The organism is Duganella sp. CY15W (assembly GCF_009857555.1).
Lineage (GTDB): Bacteria > Pseudomonadota > Gammaproteobacteria > Burkholderiales > Burkholderiaceae_D > Rugamonas > Rugamonas sacchari.
Genome location: NZ_WWCQ01000002.1, coordinates 614,709 through 638,527 on the forward strand (window position 1 = coordinate 614,709; position 23,819 = coordinate 638,527).

The following is a 23,819-nucleotide window of genomic DNA, read 5'->3' on the forward strand; positions in this document are numbered from 1 at the left end:
GCCGTGCGATCAGTTCTGGCCTGCTGCGGCGACCTGCTTGGCCGGTGCCGCAGGTGCTGGTGGCGTAATGCGGACAATCTTGCCGCCCTGCGCCTCATAGTCTTCGGAGCCGGCCGCACCTGCGACCTTGAAGCCTTTGGCCGTCAGCAGGTCTCCAATCGCACCGGCGCGGTGTGCATGGTTGGACACGGTGACGATCACGCGGTCTTTAGGGATATAGGCCAGGCGGTTTTCCACATCCTTGGCCTGGATATTCAGGAACACGGGGAAGCTGCCTTTGCTCACCACTTCATCCGGACGGCGCACATCGAGCACCACCAGCTTGTCCGGTGCCGCCAGCAAGGCGTCAACTTCCGCGCGCTCCAGTTGTTTGGTTTTGTAAGTCCAGGGTTGCGCCTGTTGCGCCCAGGCGGACACGCTGGAGACCAGCGCCAGTGCCAGAACTGCGGTTTTGATTTTCTTCATGATGTAGCTCGCTTTCCTAGTGAATGAGACAGTTCTCGTTCACCAGCGGTTGCAAGCATCGTGCCAATCAAGGAAAGCCCGTATTTGCAGGCTTTCCATGCTATCCACCACTTGCATGATGCTGGCTGGTCACCAGCTTCACCAGCAGCACTGTTGCGATTTCACCAGCTGTGAAAAACCCAGCCGCAAACGACGGCGACGCGCGAAGGCCCGGATTTGTTGAGGCATAAGCTTATGCCTTCATCTCTGCGGCACGATGGCACGCTCCTTGCGAAATAGGTGGCATTACACACACCACCATCTCAGGAGAATAAACTAATGAGCAAAACGCAGAAGGCCTTACCACGACAGCATTTCCGTGTGGCGCCGCTCACCGCCGCCGTCGCTGCCTCCCTCGGCCTGCTGGCATCGGGATCCGTGCTTGCCGCTGATCCGCCGACCGTCGCCGAACTCCAGGCCGAAATTGCGCGCGTGCTCGCCGAGAACGCCAAACTGAAACAAGCCCTTTCGGCACAAGGCGGCGTGTCAGCACCAGTGGCGTCCGAAGTGACTACGCCAGTTGCTGCTGAACCGGCTGCAGCGGAGGAACCGCAAGCCTTGGGTGAAATCACCGTGCGCGGCAAGAAGAAAATCGAACTGCTGAAAGACGTGCCGCTATCGGTCTCCGTCATCAGCGGCAATGAGCTGGAGCGAGAACTGGCGCAGGATCTCAGCGCCATCACCAGGCGCAGTGCAGGCATCCAGTTCAACCAGAACAACACGCGCGGTGCGTCGTTGTCGATACGCGGCCTGGGCAAACGCTCCTTCACCGAAACGCAAGACCCAAGCGTTGGCATGGTGGTGGACGGCGTGGCTTATGGCCTGTCGCAGCTGGCCAACTTCGATTTCTATGATGTGGACTCGGTCGATGTCACGCGCGGCCCGCAAGGTACGCTGGGCGGCAAAGGCGCCAGTTCGGGTGTCGTCAGCGTCAACACCAGACGTCCGTCGTTCTACCCGAGCGCCGACTACCAGGTCACTTACGGCCAGCGCGACACGCTGATCGCCAAGGCCAACCTCGGTGGCCCCATCATCGACGACCTGCTAGCCTGGCGCGGATCGTTTGTGGTGGACCGCAGCCGCGGCTACTACGTCAACAACTTCGACAGCAACTACAGCCTGTATAACAAGAACCGCGTCAGCGGCCGCACGCAATTCCTGTTCACGCCATCGGCCGATTTCAATGCCCGCGTGAGCTTTGACCTGGAACCGCACGCACCGCAAGTGCAAAATGGCCTGACCTTCTACAAGAACCAGCCAGACCGCTTTGCCGATGGTTCGCTGACCGATCCAAGCGGCACCACCACGCGCGCCAAGCTGGCTGGCTACACCAACGCCAGCGGCGTCTTTACACCAGGCCGCGCATGGTTCGCGGGCCGCGACTTCAACGGCACGCCCTACACTTACGATGCCAACTACATCGGCGACAATAATCTCAACTTCAACGAAAACCAGGGTCAGACCGTGCATAACAAGGGCGGCCAGATCGACCTGACCTGGAATCTCGCCAACCACACGCTGACCTCCATCACTGCTACCCGCAAGTACACCTTCGACGCCCACAACGATGAAGGCACGCCATTCGACATCAACCGCAATGGCGGCGGTGGCGTCGATTACCAGCAGTTCAGCCAGGAGTTCAAAATCAAGAACAAGCCAGGCAGCGCGGTGGACTATGTGGCTGGCCTGTTCTATCTGAAAACGGACGACGATATCGCCTCCAAGACCGGCTGGGGTTCGGATGCAGGCGCCTGGTTCGCCACCACCGCCCAGTACAACGCGCTGGACCGCAACGCTGGCACCAACCGTGGCGCGGGCCTGGCGCTGCTGAAAGACTCGCTGGACGACGCCATCGCCAAAGGCGACACCATCGTCCACACCAAGAGCTCCGCCATCTATGGCAACGCTACCTGGCCTACCACGGATGAACTCAGCGTCAACGGCGGCCTGCGCCTGACGCACGAGAACCGCAACACCACCGACATCCGCTTCCTGACTGCCAACGGCGCCGGTGCCGCACTGAATCCGGTTGCGGTACGCGGTGTCGCGCTGGGTGGCTTCAACTCCACCAGCACGGGCGCACTCGCCGCAGGCAACACTGCCGCACAGCAGGCACTGGCAGATGCAGTGGCCAGCCGCTACTTCGGCGCGGCTTCCTACAGCGCGCTGACCTCCACCCAGCTGGCGCAGGTGGCAGCCGCCAAATCGCTGCGCGCCGGCCAGATCGGCCAGCTAATCAGCGGCATCACCAGCTATTACAGCGACAACCTGTGGACCGGCACACTGGGGCCGAGCTACCGCTTCAGCAACGATGTCACCGGCTACCTCACCTGGCAATACGGCGAAAAATCCGGCTCTGCGCTTAACGTCAACGGCCTGTCCGCCAATGTGCGGCCGGAGAAGACCAACGCCTTCGAGCTGGGCCTGAAATCCAGCCTGCTGAAAAATACGCTGATCATCAATGCGGATATCTACCAGATGAATATTCGCGACTACCAGTCGACGGTGCGTGTGGTGGACGACTTCACCACCCAGACCAATATCGCCAACGGCCAGGCCAATCCGCTGGCTTACGTGACGGCGCAGGGCAACGTGCCCAAGGCGCGCGCGCGCGGACTGGAGCTGGATGCGGTCTATTCCGGCATTCCCAACCTGAGCATCCGCGTGGCGGGCGCCTATACGGATGCGCGCTACGTCAGCTTCCCGCTGGCGGCCAAGCCGGATGAACAGGCTTACCTGGCTGCCGCCTACGTTGACCAGAGCGGCCTGACGCTGCCGGGTGTGGCCAAGTGGACCGGCAACGTCGGCGCCGAGTACCGCGTGCCGGTGTGGGGCAACAAACAGTTCCACACCAGCTTCAACACCGCGTTCACCAGCCGCTATAACAATACCGATACGCTGTCTTCGTATGGCGTGGTGCCGGGGAATGCCATCACCGACTTCGCCATTGGCCTGGGTTTCAAGAGCGGCTTCGACGTCAGCCTGATCGTCAAGAACCTGACCGACAACCGCGCGCACGAACCGGCATGGAGCAGCTACTCGCCTAACCCATATCCGCGCTGGTACGGCCTGACCTTCAGCGGCAAGCTGTGAGGCTGACCGCAGCCTGCTGCATTTCCAGCAGCAGGCTGCTGCAACTGTCTGGCGCGAAGCACCCCTGCCACCGCGCCGAACCTGAATTTCCATTGAAATCAACCACATGCGCATCCGGGACTGGCTGGCACGATAGTTGCCACTTAAAGCAGCAACATCAACCGTCCATGTATGCAGAAGGAGCAAGTCCGTGAACCATCCTGTAATCAAGACGCTATCGGTCGCCGTGCTGCTGGCCCTTTCCGCCGCATTGTCGGCGGCGACCGATGACAAGCCAGCCGATACCGCCAAGCCGGCGTCCGCCCCGACCAAGGCCGCCTGGGCCTACACCACGCCGCAGCGTCCCGTCGTCCCCACCGTCAAGCAGAAAGCCTGGGTACGCACGCCGGTAGACGCCTTCGTGCTGGCCAAGCTGGAAGAGAAAGGCCTGAAGCCATCGCCGGACGCCGACCGCGCCACCTATATTCGCCGCGCCACGCTGGATACCTGGGGCCTGCTGCCAACGCCGGAGGACGTCAAAGCCTTCGTCAACGACAAATCGCCGGACGCCTATGAGAAGCTGGCCGACCGCCTGCTGTCATCGCCGCACTATGGCGAGCGGCAGGCGCGCCGCTGGCTGGACCTGGCGCGCTATGCTGACAGCGCCGGCTTCCAGCAGGACGTCACGCGTCCCAACAACTACCGCTACCGCGACTACGTCATCACCGCCTTCAATAGCGACAAGCCATTCAACCGCTTTATCCGCGAGCAGATCGCCGGTGACGAGATCTGGCCGGAAAACCAGGAAGCCCATGTGGCGACTGGCTTCCTGGCCGGCTACCCCGACAATCTTAACTCGCGCGACCTGGTGCAGCGCAAATACCAGATCGCCACCGACATGACGGACCTGGTCGGCGAAACCTTCCTGGCGTCCACCATCGGTTGCGCGCGCTGCCACAACCACAAGGCCGACAAGGTCAGCCAGAAAGAATACTTCCAGCTGCAGGCCTTCTTCGCCAATACCAGCTTTGACGAAAAGGCACCCGCCATCAAGGGCGACGCCGAACTGGCGTTCGAGAAGCAGCAGACCGCTTACCGCGAAGCGACCAAGGATATCCGCGCCAAGCAGAAAGCCATCCTCGATACGGTACGCACCGACGGCGTCAAGTACCATAAGGAGCGCTACCTGACCGACAGCCGCGATGCCATTTTCAAACCGGAAGCGGAATGGACGGCGATGGACCGCTGGGTCAACTTCCGTCTGAAATCCGTCAGCAGCGAGCAGGATGTGGTGGCCTACCTGCGCCTGACCTCCGAAGACAAGGACGCCGCAGAATACAACCCGGCCAACGTCGAGAAGTGGAAGCAGTATCAGAAACTGACCGCCGACCTACGCAAGTTCGACAAGCTGAAACCAGAGAAAGGCAGCCTGACGCTGACCACCGCAACCGAACTGGGACACGCCGATGCACCGCCAACCTTCGTCCGTTTCGGTGGCGTGCATGAACGTCCAACCGATGAAGTGCAGCCAGCATTGCCAGCGCTGTGGGCCGGAGCCAACGCCAACCTGGATATCAAGCCATCTACCAGTTCATCCGGCCGCCGCACGGCGCTGGCTGACTGGCTGGCCAGCGACAGCAATCCGCTCACGGCGCGCGTGTACGTCAACCGCGTATGGTCGCAGTACTTCGCCAACGGCATCATCGGCACCGTTGCGGACTTCGGCCGTGCAGGCCAGAAGCCGACTCACCCCGAGCTGCTGGACTACCTGGCAACGGACTTCGTGCAAAGCGGCTGGAGCGTGAAGAAGCTGCACCGCGAAATCCTGCTGTCGTCGGTGTATCGCCAGTCCTCGGCCCAGCGCGACGATGTGCTCAAAGCCGATCCGGATAACAAGCTGCTGGCGGTCTATCCACGCAAGCGCCTGGAAGCCGAAGCAATCCGCGACTCGCTGCTGGCTGCATCGGGCCAGCTGGTCGACAAGGTTGGCGGTCCAGCCGTCTTCCCTCAGGTACCGGGCAACTTCAACGCCGGCAACCTGTGGACCGCATCGACCGATCCGCAGGAACAGAACCGCCGCAGCGTCTATGTGTTTGTACGCCGCAGCGTGCCGTATCCGCTGACGCAGAGCTTCGACCCGGCCGATCCATCGCACGCCCACCACAAGCGGGACGTGACCACCACGCCATTGCAGGCACTGACCCTGTTTAACAGCGATGTGGTGTTCAGCTGGTCGCAGGCGCTGGCCGGCCGCGTGATCCGCGAAGCAGGCAAGGATGAAAACGCGCAGCTCGACCGCTTGTACGAAATCCTGTTCGCCCGTTCGCCCAACAAGTCTGAAAGAGCGGTGCTGAAGGACTTCCTGAACAAGGAAGAAAAAATCATCCAGGCCAAGAACGCTGACGGCAAGTTCGAGGTTGCCGTGCCGGTAGGCGCCAAAGAGAAGCAGCTGAATCCTATCCGCGCTGCCGCCTTTGTCGACCTGGTACACGCCGTCGCCAACTCCAACGATTTCGCTTATCGCTTCTAAACATTTTCTGAGAAAAAAAGGACAGCATCATGAGTATCAATTCACGTCGCGACTTCCTGCTTAAATCCGGCCTGGGCCTCGGCGCCGGTGCAGTCAGCGGCCTGCTGCCAGGCGGCGGCTTGCTGCACGCCGCCAGCGCTGCCGATCTGGTCGATCCGCTTGCACCCAAGCAGCCGCACTTCCCGGCCAAGGTCAAATCCGTGATCTGGCTGCATCAGAACGGCGCGCCCAGCACGCTGGACCTGTTCGACTACAAGCCTGCGCTGGTCAGCCTGGCCGGCCAGGAAGTGCCAGCCTCGTTCCTGAAAGGGATCAAGACCAGTACCCAGGGCGGCGTCGGCAAGCTGTATGCTTCCAAACGCACCTGGAAGCAGCACGGCGAAAGCGCTGCGTGGTTCTCGGACCTGGTGCCGAATATCGCCACCCAGGCCGACAAGATCGCCTTCATCAAATCCAGCGTGACCGTGGGCGCCACCCACGACATCTCGATCCTGAAGCTGAACACCGGTGACCTGAGCCCTGGCCGTCCGTCGCTGGGCGCGTGGGTCAGCTATGCGCTGGGCACGGCCAATCCGGACTTGCCGCCGTATGTTGTGCTCTACAACGGGAAGAACGAGCCTAGCGCCGGTTCGGTCAACTGGAACTCCGGCTTCCTGCCGGCGGTGTACCAGGGCACGGCCTTCCGTCCCGGCCCATCGCCGATCCTCTACCTGGAACGTCCGGAACTGCGCACCGCCGAACAGCAGCGCGCGTCGCTGGACCTGCTCAAGCGCCTCAACAACGACGGCGCGGCGCGCTATTCGGCCGACACCGAACTGAAAGCCCGCGTGCGCTCCTACGAGCTGGCCGACCGCATGCAGGTCGCAGCACCGGAAGCCGTGGACCTGGCCAAGGAGAGCGACGCCACCAAGGAGTTGTATGGCCTGAACGATGAAACCAGCGCCAGTTACGGCACCACGCTGCTGCGCGCGCGCCGCCTGGTGGAACGCGGCGTACGCTTCGTCCAGGTGGTCACGGGCGCACCGGATGGCCAGACCGAAATCACCAGCTGGGATGCCCACAGCGACCTGGAAAAAAACCACGCCGTCAATGCCAAGATGATCGACAAGCCGATTGCCGGCCTGCTGGCCGACCTGCAATCGCGCGGCCTGCTGGAAAGCACGCTGGTAGTCTGGACCTCGGAATTCGGCCGCACCTCGTATGGCCAGAGCGGCAATGGCCGCGACCACAATCCATGGGGCTACACCCAGTGGGTGGCGGGCGGCGGCATCAAGGCCGGCACCACCTACGGCGCCACCGACGAAATCGGCCTGCAGGTGGCCGACAAGGACAAGGCGGTCGACACCTACGACCTGCACGCCACCGTGCTGCAACTGCTGGGCCTCGACCACCTGAAAACCACCTTCCTCAACAACGGCCGCTCGGAACGTCCGACGGTGGTGTATGGCAAGGTCATTAAAGAACTGCTGGCTTAATCAAGGATACGCAATGAATAAACATCGTTTTGGTTTTATCGCGCTGGCACTGGCTGCAGCGCTGGCGCAGGCTGGTGAATCGCAGGTGGTGCTGAGCGGTTCGGAAGAAACGCCCGCTGTCACCACCAGTGCCAGCGGCAGTGGCGTGATCGTGGTTGGCAACGGCGCAGCGCATGCAGTCAGCGGCAGCATCGTGGTCAAGGATGTTCAGGCGACTGCTGCGCACATCCACGCGGGCGCACCAGGCAAGAGCGGTCCGCCAGTCATCACGCTGACCAAGACCGGCGACAACACCTGGTCGGTGCCGGATGGCGCGGTGCTCAACGACGACCAGTATGCGGCTTACCAGGCCGGCAACCTGTACATCAACGTGCACAGCGCCGACCACAAGCCGGGTGAAATCCGCGGCCAGCTGCGTCCTTGAGTACGGGGCTCCATGCGTAAATTGATTTTGCTCGCTGTCGCCTCATTGTTTGTATCGGCCGGCGTTCGCTCCGCAGAGGAGATGAGCGTCGACCTGATGCAAACCATCGAAGACACCAACAAGAGCCTGTCGTCCAATATCGCCCTGAGCAACAAGGCTGGCGCCACGTCCGACGCCAAGGAGCTGACGCAGATGTTTGCTGACGTAGAAACCTACTTCAACCACAAGGGCGATGCCAGCAACGCCGTCGATCTGGCGAAACAGAGCAAGGACTTGTCAAACCAGATCGTCGGCTTCGTGGCGGCCAATAATTTTGATTCGGCCACCACGGCGGCGACCACGCTGTCACGCACCTGCCGCACCTGCCATACGTTCTACAAGAAGGAGTAGCCCATTTTTAAAGCAATGAGTGCATTGCTGGTGCTGCTCCCCTTACTTGCACTTGCCGCGCCGCCGGGTGATCCGGTGGCCGGCAGGGAGAAGGCGGATACCGAACGCTGTCTGGAATGTCACGGCAGCACCGGTGACGGCCAGGGTTTCAGCACCGGCAGCGATGGCAAGTTCGCCCGCCTGGGCGGCCAGCAGTACGACTACATCGTCAAGCAGATCCAGGATTTCCGCAGCGGTCAACGCAAGCATGAATTCATGAAGATGATGGCGACCGGGATCAGCGACGCCGACCTGGCCGATATCGCCGCCTACTTTGCGGCGCTGCCGGCCATGCCTGCGGGCGCGGCGCCGAAGAACACAACGGCACAGCAGCTGTACCAGCACGGCGACGTCGCGCGTCAGCTTCCCGCCTGCACCAGCTGCCACGGCGACAGTGGCAAAGGCATCGCTGGCGTAGCGCCGGTGATCGGCGGACAAGGCAAGGCCTATCTGGAACAGCAGCTGCAGGACTGGCGCAGCGGCAGCCGTAACAACAGCGCGGGTGGCGTCATGAACCAGTTTGCCAAGCCGCTGAGCACCACCGAGATTGAAGCGCTGGCGCGCTACGTCTCTGAAATGTAGACAACCACACAGAGAGGAATACCGTATGAAACGCATGATGATCGCCGCCCTGCTGTCGGCCGCAGTGGCGCTGCCAGCCAGCGCGGCGCTGAAGGAAGGCGACAACGCTCCCGCCTTCCAGTTGCAGGCTTCGCAAAATGGCAAAGCCTTCGCCTTTTCGCTCAAGGACGCGCTGAAGAAAGGCCCGGTGGTGGTCTACTTCTATCCATCCGCCTATACCGGCGGCTGCAATATCCAGGCACATAGCTTCGCGGTGAACCACGACAAATTCAGCGCCGCCGGCGCAACGGTGGTTGGCGTATCGCTGGACAGCATCGCGCGCCTGAACGAATTCTCGGCAGACCCCAACTACTGCGCAGGCAAGTTCCCTGTCGCCGCCGATGCAAATGGCGATACCGCCAAGGCTTATGACCTGGCGATCCGCGAGATCCCCTCCGGCCGCAAGGACACGCGCGGCGTCGAGATCGACCACGCTGCGGCCGAGCGCACCACCTTCATCATCACCCCGGACGGCAAGATCGCCGCCACGGTAGGCGGACTGACGCCGGAAGCCAACGTCGAAAAGGCGCTGGCCACGGTACAGCAGCTGTCACGTAAAAAATCCTGAGGAGTACACCATGCGCCATCCACTCTGGAATCCCCTGGCCGCCGCACTGGTGGCCGCCGGCCTGACACTGGCCGCCGCCGATATCACCGCGCAGACGGCCACCGTCGCCGCTTCCATCACACCAGCGATTGCGGGCGTGGTTGCTGCTGGCACGCCGATCGAATTGATCAAGGAGGGCTTCAACGGCACGGAAGGACCGGTCGTGCTACCTGACGGGAGCCTGATCTTCACCGAGACCGTGGCCAACCGCATCACCCGCATCGCACCGGACGGTAGCACTTCCACCTTCCTCGATAACAGCAATGGATCGAATGGCCTGGGCTTCACCGCCAACGGTGATTTGTATGCGGTGCAGGTGCTCAAGCCGCGCGTCGGCATCGTCCACCCCGCTGCACATGCGCGTACGCTGGCCGAGGGCTGGGAAGGCAAACCGTTCGGACGCCCCAACGACCTGGTAGTCGACCGCAAGGGCGGCGTGTACTTCACCGACTCCGGGGCGCCACCGCGTCCTGCAGGATCGCCTGCACCCACCGATGCGCCGGTGGTGGCCAGGCCGGCCGTGTATCACATCACGCCCTCCGGCGAGCTGAAACGCCTGGCGGCCGATATCGAACGCCCCAATGGCATCCAGCTCAGTCCCGACGAGAAGACGCTGTACGTCGCCAACACGGCGGGTGAACACGTGCTGGCCTACGACATCGCCGCCGATGGCAGCGTAGGCGCGCGCCGCAATTTCGCCAAGCTGCAAGGCTGGCGCCAGACCGAAACCGGACCAAGCAGCGGCGCCGATGGCCTGGCAGTCGATGGCAGCGGCAGACTGTATGTGGCCTCCACCGCAGGCATCCAGGTCTTCTCGAACAAGGGCGAGGCGCTGGGCATCATCGCGCTGCCGAAGGCGCCGCAAAACCTGGCTTTCGCAGGGCCGGACAAGAAAACGCTGTACGTGGTCGGCCGCGGTTCGGCCTACAAGATCGCGCTTCTGGCGGAAGGATACGGCGGACGCGCCAAGTAGTTTTTTTAACCTGACGATGGGATACAGATGAAAGCACGTTTCAAGAAAATTCTCGCGCCGTCGCTGGCCGTGGTCATGCTGGCCGCTTCGGTCGGTGCGCTGGCGCAGCAGGCGCCCAAGCCTGAGAACCTGATCAAGTGGCGCCAGTCGGCATTCCAGGTCGTGGCCTGGAATACGGGCCGCATCAAGGCTTCGGTGGATGGCCAGTACAACAAGGATGAAGTGCAGCGCGCGGCCAACGCCATCGCCGCCATCGCCAACTCCGGCCTGGCCGGCCTGTTCGCGCCGGGCACGGAACAGGGCAAAGGCTGGCACGATACCAGCGCAAAACCCGAAGCCTTCAAGGATCCCAAGAAATTTGGCGAACTGAATGTCGCCTTCGGCAACGAAGCCACGGCACTGGCCAGCGTGGCCGCGGGTGGCGACCTGGCCGCCATCAAGGCCCAATTCGGCAAGCTGCAGCGCACCTGCAAATCCTGCCATGACGATTTCAAAGCCAAAGAATAATCATGACCAAAACTTCTACCCTGATTTGCGGCGCCGTCACGGCGCTGTGCGTAGCCGCCGGCGCGGCCTTTGCGCAACAGGCGCAACAAGCTCCGGCACAGCCTAATACCGCCCGCTCCACCGATCCCGCCAAGCCACTCAGCTTTTTCGTCACCAGCGAAGGCGTGGGCAAAGGCGCTGACCTGGGCGGCCTGGAAGGCGCCGATGCACACTGTCAGAAGCTGGCGGCGTCGGTCGGCGCAGGCAAGCAGACCTGGCACGCCTATCTGAGCACCCAGCCGGCCGAAGGCAAGCCCGCCGTCAATGCGCGCGACCGCATCGGCAATGGTCCCTGGTTCAACACGCGTGGCGTGCAGATCGCCCGCGACGTGGCGCAGTTGCATGGCGACACGCTGGATGCGGCACGCCTGGGCAACAACCTGTCTCGCACCACAGTGCTGACGGAGAAAAACGAGGCGGTCAAAGGCGCGGGCGACAAGCCGAACGAGCATGACATCATCACCGGTTCGACGCCTGACGGCCGCGCCTTTGCCGATGCGGCCGACCATACCTGCAAAAATTACACGTCCAGTGCCGCGGATGGTTCGGCGCAGTTGGGTCACTTCGACCGCACTGGCGGTGGTAACACCTCGTGGAACGCTGCGCACCCAAGCCGGGGCTGCGGCCAGGCCAACCTAGTGGCCACCGGCGGCGCCGGCCTGCTGTACTGCTTCGCCGCAAACTGATACATCCTCATTCCCGCGCAAGCGGGAATGAGGCTTATAGTTTTCCGCTAAATACAATCCCCACCCAGCGCCCTACTGCCGGCACATAGCTATTCCAGGTCACCACTTGCGAAGTCCTGTCATCGAACAGGTTCTTGGCCAGCAACGTGACATCAAACTTCTTGTCGAGCGTACCAAGGCCAATCCCAAAGTCGGTGATGCTATACGCAGGCACCCACGCATAACTGGACAAGGACACATCCGAGTTGTACTTGCTGCTGTACGCAGTGTTGAAATTGGCGTGGAATTCCTTGTTCCAGCCTTTGACCGGGGCACGGTACTCGCCACCCACATTGAAGGTGAACTTGGCCGCACCAGGCAGATTCTGACCGGTGACGTCGCGGTAAGGCGTCGCCAGGTTGGCCATCTCCAGTGGGTTGGACGAGTTTTTGAAGTCCTTATAGTAAGCGTCGTTGTACGCGCCCGAGAAACGCAGCACGGTATTGGGCAGGCCGCTATACACGCCGTCAAACTCCAGACCTTGGGCACGCACCTTGGCCGCATTGCCGGTGGCGGCGGTGTAGTAAAGCGTACCATCGCTCTTCTGCGCCGTGGTGTAGGCGTCATAGACCTGCACTGCCTGCTGGTAGTCCTTGATATTATTGAGGAACAGGTCAGCACTCAGCGTCAGCTTCTTGTCCAGCAGCGTGGTCTTCACGCCGATTTCGTAGGACGTGGATTTCTCAGGTCTGGCGTTGTTGGAATAACCATTGATGACCTGCGCGATACCCGCCTTTTCGCCGTACTGGAGCGAGACATAGCTCGTCACGTTGTCGTTGATCCTGTAGCTGGGGCTGAGCAGGATAGTCGGCTGGCGATCATGGATGGTGTCCGCCCTGGTGGTGTTATAGACCACGCCAATATTTGCTGCGCGTATCGCCTTGGCAGCCGCCAGCTGTTTTTTCTGGTCGGTAGTCAGCGCCGCATAGGCCACGCCAAAGTACTTCTGCGCCGCGAGGTTGGCCAGTGCCAGCTGCGCCGCCGTATTACCGTTGACGGCAAGGTTGCCATTGGCGTCGCTGTTGAAGCCACCCGTGGCGATACCGTTGACGACAGCCGGGTCCAACTCCGAACCAAAGCCTTCTTCAGCGATAAACTTGGTGGATGAATTCTTGCGGTCTTCTGCCGTGATACGCAGGCCACCAGTCACCGTCAACCGCTCCGAGACGTGCCAGTTGGCCTGGCCATACAAGGCTGCGCTCTTGCTGTGGATGTCCTGCGGCGTATTGGTCTCCAGCCGGCTCAGGGAATTCTGCAACAGGTAACGGCCAGCGCCATCCTTGTCCAGCGCCGTGTACTGCGCGCCGGTAGCGAACCATGCGCCGGCATCCGAACCAAAGCCGGTGCGCGAACTGTAGTTGTTCTTCTGCGACAGCAAATACAAACCGGTCTGATAATCGACCGCACCGCCGACGGGTGAAGTCAGGCGTAACTCCTCGCTGACCTGGGCATTCCGCGACACATAACCGCCACCGTTCTTGCTGATGTCGAATGGCGTGCCTTCGTCGTTGCGGGCCTGGAAGTAGAAGTCCTTATAGCCGCTGATCGAGGTGAGCGTGTATTCGCCCAGCTTCCAGGTGAGTGTGGCGGAGGCGCCATTGGTAGCGGTGACCAGTGGCCGCTGGTTGTCCTGATTGACCTGCGCCGCCAGATAATTACCGGCATAAGTGTAATCAGCCTGCTGCTGGAACCAGCGGCGGGTCAGACGCGTGGCGGCGTCGGTGGACAAAGGGTTGGGCAAGCCATTGGCATATTGGGTCGGCGTCGGCGTGAAGAAGGTCCAGCCGTTGTAATACTCTTCGTGACGCGGCGTGACTTCCAGCTTGAGCAGAGCACTGAAGTCGGCGGTAGGCGTCAGCAGGAATTGCACGCGGCCGGAGACATTGTCCTTGTTCTTGTAGCCGAAATCGCCGTTGTAGGCATTTGGATAAACACCTTGCCCCTTGTCGACCGTGAACGCGGCGCGCCATGCCAGCAAGTTATCGATGAGCGGGCCACCCACGGCAGCGTTGGCAATCACGCGGTTGTTTTCACCCAGCGCCAGGGAGAAGCTGCTGTCCGGTGTGAACGTAGGCTTGCGGGTAGTGATATTGATGGCGCCCATGCTGGCGTTCTTGCCGTACAGCGTACCTTGAGGGCCGCGCAGCACTTCCACGGCGTCGACATCGTAGAAGTCAAACGACGACAGCGGGTTGTAGGCGTAGCTGACGCCATCCACAGTGATGCCGACGCTGGGATCCATGGCATCAGTCTGCGCTTGCTTGCCCAGTCCTCGGATGGAAATTGCGCTGGTACGCGCATTCCCCTGGTTCCACGAGACGTTGGCCGCGCGCTGGGTGATGGAGGCAACGTCACGCGCCTGCAGGTTATCCAGCTCATTGCCGGAGACAACCGAGATCGATACCGGTACCTCTTTTAGCCGCTCCAGGCGGTTGCGCGCACGGACAGTCAATTCGCCCAGCGTTTGCGCTTCTTCTGGTTCCGGCGTTGAGGCAGGAACCGAAGTAGGTGCAACGGCAACCGGTTCGGCAACGGCGCCACCCTGTGCGGCAATGATCTGTTTGAGGCGTGCGATTTCGGCCTGCAATTCAGCGACGGTAGGATCGGCAGCATAGGCCGGTCCGCAAGCCATGAGCACCACGGTGGCGATGGAAGAAAGACGGAACGGTACGCGACCGTGACGCAAGGAGAAATCAGTCATGATGTGTCATCTGTAAAGTGAAGGCAACATCGTCTTTGCAAGTCGCATGCCACCACGCCGTCGTACGACAAGGCGGTTTTCCGCTGCCATCATTGTTGATTACGCCGCTGTTCCTGTTTGCCAGCTGCTGCATAGCCAACAGCTTTTCCCTTATACCTAAAGCCGCTATGCAAATGCGGATGTCTTACTTTGCGACCAGCGGCTACGCACCTACAATTTCCGCAACGAGCGACTTTCGAAAGAAAACATGAGTGCAAAAGATGTAGTGTTCGGTCTGAATGCGCGGGCGCGCCTGGCGTCCGGTTTCAATTTACTGGCGGATGCAGTCAAGCTCACGCTAGGGCCGCGCGGTCGCCATGCTGCAGTGGAGCGCGGCGCCGCACCGCCTGTATGGACCAAGGATGGCGTGACCGTCGCGCGCGAGATCTCGCTCGGCGATCCACTGCATAATATGGGCGTGCAACTGGCGACCGAAGTATCGGCCCGCACCGGCGACAGCGTCGGCGATGGCACCACCACTGCCATCGTACTGGCCCAGGCCATCGCCCGCGAAGGCTTGAAGCACGAGGCCAGCGGCTTCAGCCCCATCGATCTCAAACGCGGCATTGACCTGGCGGTGAACGCCATCGTCGAACAACTGGCAGCGCTGGCGCGGCCAGTTGCCACCAGTAGCGAGATCGCGCAAGTGGCCACCGTGTCAGCCAATAGCGACGCGGTCATCGGCAAACTGATTGCGGAGGCTTACGAACGCGTTGGCAAGGATGGCGTGATTACAGTCGAAGATGGACCCACGCTGGATGACGAGCTGACAGTTGCGGAAGGTTTGCAATTCGCGCGAGGTTACCTATCGCCCTACTTCATCAACGACGCCGCTCGTGGCGTCGCAGAACTGGAGCGGCCATTGATACTGCTGGCGGACCAGAAGCTGGACAAGCTGCGCGACCTGCTTCCTGTGCTTGAATTGGCAGCACAGGCAGCACGCCCGCTGCTGATTATCGCCGAGGAGATCACCGGCGATGCACTCGCGGGGCTGGTACTGAATCACAACCGTGGTGTGCTAAAGGCGCTCGCCGTCAAAGCGCCCGGCTACGGTGAGCGCCGTCGCACCAGCCTGGAAGACCTGGCAGCGCTGACCGGTGCACGTTTGCTCAGCAGCGATAGCGGCCTGACGTTGGCGACGTTGACGCTGGCCGACCTGGGCCAGGCGCGGCGGGTGGAGGCAGGCAAGGAATACACCACCATCATCGATGGCAGTGGCACCGCCGAAGCGATTGCGTCGCGCAGTGAGCAAATTCAGGCAGAAATCTCGGCCACGTCGGCAGGCTATGACCGTGACCAGTTGCAGCAGCGTCTGGCCGGGCTGGCCGGCGGCGTAGCGGTGATCCGGCTTGGCGCCGCGACCGAATCCGAAATGGCCGAGAAGAAGGCGCGCCTGGAAGATGCACTGCATGCCACCCGCGCCGCCATCGCGGAAGGGGTGGTCGCTGGTGGCGGCGTCGCCCTGTTGCGCGCACGGCAAGCGCTGCCTGTGCTGCGTGGCACCAATAGCGGCCAGGACGCCGGCATCGCCATCCTGCTGCGCGCGATAGAAGCGCCATTGCGGCAGATTGCGGTCAACGCCGGCGTCTCTCCATCCGTGGTGCTGGAACGCGTACTGCAAGAAACAGGTGACTTCGGCTACAACGCGGCGGACGACAGTTATGGCGACCTGGTAGAACTGGGCGTCCTCGATCCCGCCAGGGTCACGCGCGTGGCGCTACAAAGCGCAGCTTCTGTGGCCGGCCTGCTGTTGACCACCGCAGCCGGTATCTATGCCATACCGCAGCCACGCGATCCGCACGATGACCACCATCACGAGGAAGCAGCTTAGCGTTATCTGGCCTGGGCCTTGGCGATATTGGCCGCGATCGAGCGGCCGATATCCGAATCCGCCGGCACCAGCGCCAGTATCTTCTTCCATGCCTTGACCGCGCTGGCCGCGTCGCCGCGTTCCAGCGCCGCGCTGCCAGACAAGGCCAGTGCCTGGATATGGTTCGGATCAATCGACAGCGCTTTGGCCAGCAGCGTCTCCGGTTCACCCGCCAGCGTGCCGCTTGTGGACATACCCAGCGCCACAGCATAATCGACCAGTACATCAGGATTCTCCGGCTCCAGCACCTGCAAATGGCGATATGCGTCCGCTGCCTGCTCGAAGCGGCGTAAGGTCTCATACGAACGCGCCAGCATGCGCCAGCCGGCGGCATCATCCGGCTGCTGCGCCAGCCGTGAAGCCAGCCGCGCAACCATCTGCTCCACCTGCGCCGGGCCGATATCGCTGCTGCGTGCAGCCTCCGGTGCCGGGCGCAGGCCATTGGGATTACCCAGCACCGCATACAGCGACACCGCCAGCAAAGGCACACCCAGCGACACCGTCCACACAGGCCAACGCTGGACCGATTCGCCTGCTGACCGCCACAAAGGCGGCAATACAAATCCTAGTGCACACGTCAGCAGCAGGCTGGCAATCAGAATAAAGACTGTCATTGTTCGTGCTCTCCACTGCCGGCCCGGCGTTGTAGCTGATACAGCAGCGTTGCCACACCCGCCGCCAGCAATGCGAAGGGGCCTAGCCATAATATCCAGGTCGCGGCTTTGAACGGCGGCCGATACAACACAAAGTCGCCATAGCGCTGCACCATGAAGTCAATTACCTGCTGCTCCGACTTCCCTTGCGACAGCTGCAGCCGCGCCTCGCGCTTTAAATCCAGCGCCAGCTGGGCGTGCGAATCTGCGATGCTCTGGTTCTGGCACACCAGGCAACGCAGCTGTTCCGCCACATGGGTGACGCGGCGTTCAAGCGCCGCATCGTCCGCACTGGCGATTGCGGCCCACAACAGCAGGACGGCGACACGCCATCGGCTAACCATGGTTCAGTTCCTGGATCAGCGGCAGCAGCTGCTCCTTGATCTGCGCCGACGTCAGGCCACCTGTCAGTTTCAGGCGGATCAAGCCCTGCTTGTCGATGACAAAAGTCTCCGGCACACCGTACACACCGAATTCGATACCGGTCTTGCCGTCGCCATCAAAGGCGGTAGCCTGGTATGGATTACCAAACTCGTTCAGCCATCGCTGACTATCGCCGCGCTGATCGTTGTAATTCAGGCCAACCACCGGCACCACCTTGAGTTTTGACAGCTCCAGCAACGCCGGATGCTCCGCGCGGCAAGGGCCGCACCAGGAAGCCCATACGTTCAATACCCATACCTTGCCGCGCATGTCAGTGGAACGGAATGTTTCGCGCGCATCGCCCACCTGCGTCAGGTTGAATTCCGGTGCGCGCTTGCCCACCAGCGGCGACGGGATGTCCTGTGGTTTGAGCCGCAGGCCGATGCCCAGGAACACCAGCAACACGGCAAAGCCGCCCAGTGGCAGTATGTATCGTTTCATTCTCTGTCCTCGTTAAACAAGTACTGCGGCGCCGGTTGCCTGGGTTGCTGCTTCGCGCCGGCCCAGCCGGTATCGGCGGTCCGTTGCGGCCAACAATCCACCGGCGGCGATCATCAGACAACCGGCCCAGATCCAGCCCATGAAAGGCTTGCGCTGCATGCGTACCAGCCACGCGCCGTCCTTGCCCGGCTCGCCCAGCGACAGGTAGATATCCTGCGTGAAGCCTCGCTCGATCGCCGCTTCCGTCATCGGCATCTGCTGTACGGTGTAGTAGCGCTTCTCCGGTTGCAGGGTCACCACGTTGTTATCGGCATCGACTACCTCGAAAGTGGCGCGTGCGGCGACGTAGTTGGGACCATCCACCTTTTGCAGATTCACGAAGCTGTAGCGCAAGCCATTGCTGACCAGGCTCTCGCCCACGCGCAGGCTGGCGTCTTCGGATACCTCCCCACCTTTGACCAGCGTGACGCCAAACACAAACACGGCGATGCCCGCATGCGCAGCCAGCATGCCCCAGTAACCCAATGGCTGTTTCACCACGTTGCGGCGCTGCGCCAGGTGCAAACCGGTGCCCAGGACAATCCACAGTGACAGCATGAGTCCAGCGGCGACGGCCGGCCGGTATTTCAAACCCAGCCAGGCGGTCAACCCGAACAACAGGGCAATCTGCGCGATTTTCGACAGCCGTCCGCCAACCTTGCCCCACGCCGCACGCTTCCATTCAACGAAAGGTGCGGCCGCCATCAGCACCAGCACGGGCAGGAACAACGGCACCAGCACCGCTTCAAAATATGGCGCACCGACCGAGATTTTTCCAAGCTCCAGCGCATCCAGAAATAAAGGATACAAAGTCCCCAGCAGCACAGTGGCTGCCGCCGTCAACAACAGCACGTTGTTCAGCAACAGCAGCGACTCGCGCGAGAACACTGCAAAGCGTTCCCCGGCCCCGACCGACGGCGCGCGCCAGGCATACAGCGCCAGCGAACCACCGATCACCAATGCCAGGAAGGCCAGGATAAACAGGCCACGGCGCGGATCGGTGGCAAACGCATGCACCGATGTCAGCACGCCGGAGCGCACCAGGAAGGTTCCCAGCAACGACAGCGAGAAGGCGACGATGGCCAGCAGCACGGTCCAGTTCTTGAAGCTGCCGCGTTTCTCCGTGACCGCCAGCGAGTGGATCAGCGCCGTGCCGACCAGCCAGGGCATGAAGGAAGCGTTTTCCACCGCATCCCAGAACCACCAGCCGCCCCAGCCCAGTTCATAGTAGGCCCAGAAGCTGCCGAGGAAGATCCCCAGCGTCAGGAAGGCCCAGGCAACCAGTGTCCATGGCCGCGACCAGCGCGCCCAGGCAGCATCCAGTTCGCCGCCCAGCAGCGCGGCAATGGCAAATGCAAACGCTACCGAAAAACCGACATAGCCCATATACAGCAGCGGTGGATGGAAGATCATGCCGGGGTCCTGCAGCAAGGGATTCAGGTCGCGGCCATCGCGCGCGGCGGGCAGCAGGCGTTCAAAGGGGTTCGACGTGAACAGCATGAACAGCAGGAAGCCAACGCTGATCCACGCCATGACAGCCAGCACACGCGCTGCCAGCGCTGGCGGCAAGCGCTTGCTGAACAGCGCCACCGCCGCCGTCCAGCAAGCCAGTATCAAGACCCACAACAGCAGCGAACCTTCATGTCCGCCCCATACCGCCGCCACGCGGTAGTACCACGGCAGCATGGAATTGGAATTGGCTGCGACATAGGCGACGGAAAAGTCGTTGCCCACAAAGGCCGCTACCAGGCAGCCAAACGCCAAGGCCACAAAGGCGAACTGCCCTGCCGCCGCCGGCCGTGCCAGCGCGATCCAGCTTCGCTGTCCACGCCAGGCACCCAGCAGCGGCAAGCTGCCTTGCACCAGCGCCAGGCATAGCGCCAGCATCAGCGTGAAATTGCCAAGTTCCGCTATCATTTGTCCACCTTCGCGGCCAGTCCTTTTTTCAATGCATAGGCAGCATCGGGCGGCATGTAGTTTTCATCGTGCTTGGCCAGCACTTCCTCCGCGACGAAACGGTGGTCCGCATCCAGCCTGCCTTGTGCGACTACACCCTTGCCCTCCTTGAACAGGTCCGGCAGGATGCCACGGTAATGCACCGGCACACCGCGTGCCATATCGGTGACGATAAAGCTGACTGTGATGCCGTCTTCTGCGCGTGTCAGGCTGTTCGCTTCAACCATGCCGCCAAGGCGAAAGCTGCGGTTGTGCGGCGCCTCGCCCGCCAGGACCTGCGTCGGCGTATAGAAGAACACCAGGTTCTTCCTGAACGCCGACAGGATCAGCCAGGTGGCCAGCGCCAATGCGATCAACGTAACTACCACCAGTATCAGGCGTTGCTGGCGGCGCGTCATGAACGCTGCTCCGCTGCACGGCGACGCGCCCGCAATGCCAGCTGCTCGATCAGCAGCGCCAGCGCGGTGACTGCGAAAGCGCCCCAGACATAGCGCGCGTAGCCGCCCATCGCCAGGAAATCATTCCAGCTATCCCAGATCATGCTTGTGCTCCCAGGTAGCGCTGAACCCAGTCTGCATGGCGTTCGCGCTCCAGCACAATGGTGCGTAGCCGCTGCAATGTGGCGCCGATGGCATAGGCCCACAAGGCCAGCGTCATGAGCAGCATCCCTTGCAGCATCAGCGTCGCCATCGATGGTGCGGTGCGCAGCGATACCGATGCGCCCTGGTGCAACGTGTTCCACCACTGGACGGAGAAATAGATGATGGGCACATTCACCACCCCCACCAGCGCCACCACGGCGCCCGCGCGGTCGGCGCGGCGCGGATCGGCAATGGCCGCCTGTAGCGCCATGAAGCCGATGTACAGGAACAGCAAAATCAGCTCCGACGTCAGGCGCGCATCCCACACCCACCACGTGCCCCAGGTTGGCTTGCCCCACAGCGCACCGGTCCACAGCGCGAGAAAGGTGAACAGCGCGCCGGTCGGCGCCAATGCGCTGGCCATCATGGCCGACAGCCGGGTGTTCAGTACCAGGCCAAGCGCCGACCAGAAAGCCATGGCCAGATAAATCAGCATCGACAGCCATGCGGCGGGGACATGCACGAAGATGATGCGGTAAGCATCGCCCTGCTGGGCATCGGTTGGCGCGGCGAACAGGCCGATATACAGCCCGGCCAGCGCCAGCAGCACAGCAACGCCATGCAGCCACGGAATCAGGCGGTCTGCCAGTGGCACAAAGGCCTGCGGCGCGGCGTAGCGCAGCCAGTGGCTGGTACGCGGCGGCTGGTCTGCAATAGAAGTTCTGATACTCAGCACAACGTTATCCTTTTTATCTATTCAAGCGAAATCCGTAACGCCGATGCGGTAGCCCACGGCGCCAGTGCAGCTGCGGCGGCCAGCAGCCCGCCAAGCAGCAGCAGATTGGCTTCGACCAGCGTGCCGCCCGCATCTGCGGATGCGGCGCCCGCGCCAAAAATCAGCACCGGTGCATACAGCGGCAATACCAGCAGCGCCACCAGCACGCCGCCGCCACGCACATCCAGCGTCAGCGCCGCGCCGATGCTTCCAACCAGGCTCAATGCCGGCGTGCCAACCAGCAGGCTCAATATCAGCGCGATGGTGGCGCTGGCGTCGAGGTCGAACTGCAAGGCCAGCAAAGGTGTCAGCAGCACCAGCGGCAGGCCGCTAATCAGCCAGTGCGCGACGATCTTGCCGGCCACGATCAGCACCAGCGGCTCCGGCGACAACAGCAGCTGTTCCAGCGTGCCATCCGCATAATCCGCACCAAACAACCGGTTCAGCGCCAGTGTGCTGGCCAGCAGCGCCGCCACCCACAGCACGCCAGGCGCCAACGTTCTTAGCAACGCCGGTTGCGGTCCCAGTCCCAGCGGGAACAGGGTGCAGACGATGACGAAGAACACCAGCGTCCCCAGTACATCGGTACGGCGACGGAAGGCCAGCAGCAGATCGCGCCGTATCACCTGCAGCAGCGCGTTCACCATGGCGCCAGCTGATCGAGATCGAACTGCCCCAGCCTGCGCGCCTCCAGCGCTTGCGCCTGATGCGTGGTGTAGACCAGCATGCCGCCACCGGCCAGGTGCCGGTTCAGCGTGCGGCACAAGGTCTGCACGGCCGGCTGGTCCAGCGCGACAAAGGGTTCATCCAGCAGCAGCAAGGGAGGCAAGCGGTCGAGCGCCAATCGGGCCAGCGCAACGCGGCGACGCTGCCCTTGCGACAGTGCGCGCGCAGGCAGTTCGGCCGAACCGCCCAGCCCCACGCTGACCAGCGCCACCAGCGCCTGATCGCGGCTGCACGCCACGCCGGACAGCGTGCTGCTGACCACCACATTCTCCCAGGCCGACAAATCATCCTTGATGGCGCTGGCGTGGCCGCAGTAGATCAGCTGCCGGTGATAATCCTCGCGCAGGCGCTGAATCGGCGTACCGTTCCAGCGCACCTCCCCCAATAGCGGCCGGCCCAGGCCACACAGCAAACGCAGCAAGCTGCTCTTGCCACTGCCGTTGCGGCCCTTGAGCCATAACGCCTCGCCGCTTTGCAGTTCGAAGTTCAGATCACTGAATAGCTGGCGCTCACCGCGCGCGCACGCCAGCTGGTGTGCTTGCAGAGACATGGTCTGTACACCCATCAGTGCTGCAGCGCTTCGCCACGGCCCGTGCTTGCCGACAGATCGCCGCTGCCGCCATCGAAGCCGATCAGGCCAAAGCGCTTCAGATGGGTGCGCAGGATATTGCGGCTGATGCCCAGCGCGCGCGCCGTCTGCACCTGATTGCGGTTGCACACTTCAAACGCCGTACGCACCAGCCCCGCCTCCATGCGGTCGAACAGGTCCGGCTGATCCGATTCGATCATGCTGTTCACCAGCGCCGACAGCTGCTGCTGGAAGCCATCGGCGTCGATCGCAGCCGAGGAGGCGGTTGCGGCAGCGGGCTGGCGCACCGGCTGTTGCTGGCTGCGGTGCGCCAAGCCAGTCAGCTTCAGGTCTTCGGCCTGTATCAGGTTGTCGCGGCAGACGATGAGGGCGAAATGGATCACGTTTTCCAGCTCGCGGATATTGCCTGGCCAGCCGTACGACAGCAGCGCCATCTTGGCTTCCGACGACAGCGTCACGTGGTGCAGATTCAGCTTGCCGCCATAGACCTCGATGAAATGACGCGCCAGCGGCAGGATATCGCCAGTACGCTCGCACAGCGGCGGCAGGTTGATGGTCGCCACGCCCAGCCGGTAATACAGGTCCGAGCGGAAGCGGTCGGCCGCAATGGCCTTGTGCAGATCGACGTTGGTGGCCGCCACCAGCCGCACATTCAGCGGAATCGGCTGGCGCGCACCGAGCCGCACCACCTGGCGCTCCTGCAGCACGCGCAGCAGCTTGACTTGCAGCGCTGGCGACAGGTCGCCGATTTCGTCGAGGAACAGCGTGCCGCCGTTGGCTGCTTCGAACCAGCCGGAGCGCGCCTGGGTGGCGCCGGTGAAGGCGCCTGCCTCGTGTCCGAATAATTCCGCGTCGATCAGCGATTCGCTGAAAGCGCCGCAGTTGACGGCCACAAACGGACCACGGCGGCCGCTCTGGGTATGGATATGACGGGCAATCAGTTCTTTTCCGGTGCCCGTCTCGCCCACAATCAGGGTCGTGGCATCGCTACGCGCGATACGTTCGACCTGCTGCAGCAATTCGGACGAACGCGGATCATGGAACAACATTGCCTTGGCGCGTATCGACAATGTCATGTCGGATTGCCCCGGAAAAGTGAGTAGTTTGTCCACTGCGCATC

At 62.2% G+C, this 23,819-nt stretch carries 23 protein-coding genes; 11 read left to right on the forward strand and 12 right to left on the reverse strand.

From position 1 onward, the window contains the following. Positions 1-9 precede the first annotated feature (9 nt). Entirely contained in the window at positions 10-465 is a 456-nt protein-coding gene (locus tag GTP58_RS12295; RefSeq protein WP_161077719.1) for a rhodanese-like domain-containing protein, read from the reverse strand. A 318-nt stretch (positions 466-783) separates the two neighbouring features. On the opposite strand from GTP58_RS12295, the gene GTP58_RS12300 reads away from it, so the two are divergent. From GTP58_RS12300 to GTP58_RS12345, 10 genes are all read left to right on the forward strand, one after another. Further along, positions 784-3,597 (forward strand): TonB-dependent receptor, encoded by a 2,814-nt coding sequence (locus tag GTP58_RS12300; RefSeq protein WP_161077720.1) that lies wholly within the window; start codon positions 784-786, stop codon positions 3,595-3,597. Positions 3,598-3,787: 190 nt separating this feature from the next. Then, positions 3,788-6,106 (forward strand): DUF1549 and DUF1553 domain-containing protein, encoded by a 2,319-nt coding sequence (locus GTP58_RS12305; RefSeq protein WP_373924737.1) that lies wholly within the window; start codon positions 3,788-3,790, stop codon positions 6,104-6,106. Between the two features lie 29 nt (positions 6,107-6,135). Then, on the forward strand, positions 6,136-7,581 hold the full coding sequence (locus tag GTP58_RS12310; RefSeq protein ID WP_161077721.1) for a DUF1501 domain-containing protein: 1,446 nt from the start codon (positions 6,136-6,138) through the stop codon (positions 7,579-7,581). A gap of 13 nt (positions 7,582-7,594) precedes the next feature. Beyond that, positions 7,595-8,005 (forward strand): CHRD domain-containing protein, encoded by a 411-nt coding sequence (locus GTP58_RS12315; protein WP_161077722.1) that lies wholly within the window; start codon positions 7,595-7,597, stop codon positions 8,003-8,005. Between the two features lie 12 nt (positions 8,006-8,017). Further along, positions 8,018-8,395 carry a hypothetical protein gene (locus GTP58_RS12320; protein ID WP_072787943.1) on the forward strand — a complete coding sequence of 126 codons (378 nt, stop codon included), beginning with the start codon at positions 8,018-8,020 and terminating at the stop codon, positions 8,393-8,395. A 15-nt stretch (positions 8,396-8,410) separates the two neighbouring features. Further along, complete coding sequence (locus GTP58_RS12325; RefSeq protein ID WP_161077723.1) at positions 8,411-9,016, forward strand: c-type cytochrome; 606 nt, start codon at positions 8,411-8,413, stop codon at positions 9,014-9,016. Between the two features lie 25 nt (positions 9,017-9,041). Then, on the forward strand, positions 9,042-9,623 hold the full coding sequence (locus GTP58_RS12330; RefSeq protein ID WP_161077724.1) for a peroxiredoxin: 582 nt from the start codon (positions 9,042-9,044) through the stop codon (positions 9,621-9,623). A 10-nt stretch (positions 9,624-9,633) separates the two neighbouring features. Next, entirely contained in the window at positions 9,634-10,635 is a 1,002-nt protein-coding gene (locus GTP58_RS12335; RefSeq protein WP_161077725.1) for an SMP-30/gluconolactonase/LRE family protein, read from the forward strand. A gap of 27 nt (positions 10,636-10,662) precedes the next feature. Then, entirely contained in the window at positions 10,663-11,142 is a 480-nt protein-coding gene (locus tag GTP58_RS12340) for a cytochrome c (protein WP_161077726.1), read from the forward strand. A gap of 2 nt (positions 11,143-11,144) precedes the next feature. Further along, positions 11,145-11,867 carry a lectin gene (locus GTP58_RS12345; RefSeq protein ID WP_161077727.1) on the forward strand — a complete coding sequence of 241 codons (723 nt, stop codon included), beginning with the start codon at positions 11,145-11,147 and terminating at the stop codon, positions 11,865-11,867. 34 nt (positions 11,868-11,901) lie between these two features. On the opposite strand, the gene GTP58_RS12350 is transcribed toward GTP58_RS12345, so the two are convergent. Further along, the gene (locus GTP58_RS12350; RefSeq protein ID WP_161077728.1) at positions 11,902-14,607 is read right to left on the reverse strand and encodes a TonB-dependent receptor; all 2,706 of its coding nucleotides are present in this window, start codon (positions 14,605-14,607) and stop codon (positions 11,902-11,904) included. 247 nt (positions 14,608-14,854) lie between these two features. Between GTP58_RS12350 and groL the strand changes: the two genes are divergently transcribed. Beyond that, positions 14,855-16,477, forward strand: a complete 1,623-nt coding sequence (gene groL / locus GTP58_RS12355; protein ID WP_161077729.1) for a chaperonin GroEL — start codon at positions 14,855-14,857, stop codon at positions 16,475-16,477. Positions 16,478-16,479: 2 nt separating this feature from the next. Here the strand turns inward: groL and GTP58_RS12360 are convergent, their stop codons facing one another. The 10 genes from GTP58_RS12360 to GTP58_RS12405 are packed head-to-tail and all read right to left on the reverse strand — an operon-like array spanning position 16,480 to position 23,775. Beyond that, entirely contained in the window at positions 16,480-17,130 is a 651-nt protein-coding gene (locus tag GTP58_RS12360; protein ID WP_161077730.1) for a tetratricopeptide repeat protein, read from the reverse strand. After that, positions 17,127-17,513 (reverse strand): cytochrome c-type biogenesis protein, encoded by a 387-nt coding sequence (locus GTP58_RS12365; RefSeq protein WP_072787926.1) that lies wholly within the window; start codon positions 17,511-17,513, stop codon positions 17,127-17,129. The genes GTP58_RS12360 and GTP58_RS12365 overlap by 4 nt, the downstream gene beginning before the upstream one ends. Then, positions 17,506-18,033: a DsbE family thiol:disulfide interchange protein gene (locus tag GTP58_RS12370; RefSeq protein WP_161077731.1), complete on the reverse strand. Its 528-nt coding sequence runs from the start codon at positions 18,031-18,033 to the stop codon at positions 17,506-17,508. The genes GTP58_RS12365 and GTP58_RS12370 overlap by 8 nt, the downstream gene beginning before the upstream one ends. 12 nt (positions 18,034-18,045) lie before the next feature. After that, positions 18,046-19,989, reverse strand: coding sequence for a heme lyase CcmF/NrfE family subunit (locus GTP58_RS12375; RefSeq protein ID WP_161077732.1), 1,944 nt, complete (start codon positions 19,987-19,989; stop codon positions 18,046-18,048). Next, a complete protein-coding gene (ccmE, locus tag GTP58_RS12380) occupies positions 19,986-20,426 on the reverse strand; it encodes a cytochrome c maturation protein CcmE (RefSeq protein WP_161077733.1) in 441 nt (146 codons plus the stop codon). The genes GTP58_RS12375 and ccmE overlap by 4 nt, the downstream gene beginning before the upstream one ends. Beyond that, positions 20,423-20,569: a heme exporter protein CcmD gene (gene ccmD / locus GTP58_RS12385; protein WP_072787917.1), complete on the reverse strand. Its 147-nt coding sequence runs from the start codon at positions 20,567-20,569 to the stop codon at positions 20,423-20,425. Before ccmD ends, ccmE begins: the two co-directional genes overlap by 4 nt. Next, positions 20,566-21,336 carry a heme ABC transporter permease CcmC gene (gene ccmC, locus GTP58_RS12390; protein WP_373924743.1) on the reverse strand — a complete coding sequence of 257 codons (771 nt, stop codon included), beginning with the start codon at positions 21,334-21,336 and terminating at the stop codon, positions 20,566-20,568. The genes ccmD and ccmC overlap by 4 nt, the downstream gene beginning before the upstream one ends. A gap of 26 nt (positions 21,337-21,362) precedes the next feature. Next, positions 21,363-22,031 (reverse strand): heme exporter protein CcmB, encoded by a 669-nt coding sequence (gene ccmB, locus GTP58_RS12395; protein WP_161077735.1) that lies wholly within the window; start codon positions 22,029-22,031, stop codon positions 21,363-21,365. After that, positions 22,025-22,660 carry a cytochrome c biogenesis heme-transporting ATPase CcmA gene (ccmA, locus tag GTP58_RS12400; protein ID WP_229215548.1) on the reverse strand — a complete coding sequence of 212 codons (636 nt, stop codon included), beginning with the start codon at positions 22,658-22,660 and terminating at the stop codon, positions 22,025-22,027. The genes ccmB and ccmA overlap by 7 nt, the downstream gene beginning before the upstream one ends. 14 nt (positions 22,661-22,674) lie before the next feature. After that, complete coding sequence (locus tag GTP58_RS12405) at positions 22,675-23,775, reverse strand: sigma-54-dependent Fis family transcriptional regulator (protein ID WP_229215549.1); 1,101 nt, start codon at positions 23,773-23,775, stop codon at positions 22,675-22,677. Positions 23,776-23,819 lie beyond the last annotated feature (44 nt).

Excerpts from the sequence above, each read along its gene's own strand:
- groL (WP_161077729.1), top strand. The coding sequence starts at position 14,855 with ATGAGTGCAAAAGATGTAGTGTTCGGTCTGAATGCGCGGGCGCGCCTG.
- GTP58_RS12350 (WP_161077728.1), bottom strand. The coding sequence starts at position 14,607 with ATGACTGATTTCTCCTTGCGTCACGGTCGCGTACCGTTCCGTCTTTCT.
- ccmE (WP_161077733.1), bottom strand. The coding sequence starts at position 20,426 with ATGACGCGCCGCCAGCAACGCCTGATACTGGTGGTAGTTACGTTGATC.
- GTP58_RS12365 (WP_072787926.1), bottom strand. The coding sequence starts at position 17,513 with ATGGTTAGCCGATGGCGTGTCGCCGTCCTGCTGTTGTGGGCCGCAATC.
- GTP58_RS12375 (WP_161077732.1), bottom strand. The coding sequence starts at position 19,989 with ATGATAGCGGAACTTGGCAATTTCACGCTGATGCTGGCGCTATGCCTG.
- GTP58_RS12345 (WP_161077727.1), top strand. The coding sequence starts at position 11,145 with ATGACCAAAACTTCTACCCTGATTTGCGGCGCCGTCACGGCGCTGTGC.
- GTP58_RS12300 (WP_161077720.1), top strand. The coding sequence starts at position 784 with ATGAGCAAAACGCAGAAGGCCTTACCACGACAGCATTTCCGTGTGGCG.
- ccmD (WP_072787917.1), bottom strand. The coding sequence starts at position 20,569 with ATGATCTGGGATAGCTGGAATGATTTCCTGGCGATGGGCGGCTACGCG.
- GTP58_RS12325 (WP_161077723.1), top strand. The coding sequence starts at position 8,411 with ATGAGTGCATTGCTGGTGCTGCTCCCCTTACTTGCACTTGCCGCGCCG.
- GTP58_RS12370 (WP_161077731.1), bottom strand. The coding sequence starts at position 18,033 with ATGAAACGATACATACTGCCACTGGGCGGCTTTGCCGTGTTGCTGGTG.
- GTP58_RS12295 (WP_161077719.1), bottom strand. The coding sequence starts at position 465 with ATGAAGAAAATCAAAACCGCAGTTCTGGCACTGGCGCTGGTCTCCAGC.
- GTP58_RS12360 (WP_161077730.1), bottom strand. The coding sequence starts at position 17,130 with ATGACAGTCTTTATTCTGATTGCCAGCCTGCTGCTGACGTGTGCACTA.
- GTP58_RS12335 (WP_161077725.1), top strand. The coding sequence starts at position 9,634 with ATGCGCCATCCACTCTGGAATCCCCTGGCCGCCGCACTGGTGGCCGCC.
- GTP58_RS12320 (WP_072787943.1), top strand. The coding sequence starts at position 8,018 with ATGCGTAAATTGATTTTGCTCGCTGTCGCCTCATTGTTTGTATCGGCC.
- ccmB (WP_161077735.1), bottom strand. The coding sequence starts at position 22,031 with ATGGTGAACGCGCTGCTGCAGGTGATACGGCGCGATCTGCTGCTGGCC.
- GTP58_RS12310 (WP_161077721.1), top strand. The coding sequence starts at position 6,136 with ATGAGTATCAATTCACGTCGCGACTTCCTGCTTAAATCCGGCCTGGGC.
- GTP58_RS12315 (WP_161077722.1), top strand. The coding sequence starts at position 7,595 with ATGAATAAACATCGTTTTGGTTTTATCGCGCTGGCACTGGCTGCAGCG.
- ccmA (WP_229215548.1), bottom strand. The coding sequence starts at position 22,660 with ATGTCTCTGCAAGCACACCAGCTGGCGTGCGCGCGCGGTGAGCGCCAG.
- GTP58_RS12405 (WP_229215549.1), bottom strand. The coding sequence starts at position 23,775 with ATGACATTGTCGATACGCGCCAAGGCAATGTTGTTCCATGATCCGCGT.
- GTP58_RS12330 (WP_161077724.1), top strand. The coding sequence starts at position 9,042 with ATGAAACGCATGATGATCGCCGCCCTGCTGTCGGCCGCAGTGGCGCTG.
- GTP58_RS12340 (WP_161077726.1), top strand. The coding sequence starts at position 10,663 with ATGAAAGCACGTTTCAAGAAAATTCTCGCGCCGTCGCTGGCCGTGGTC.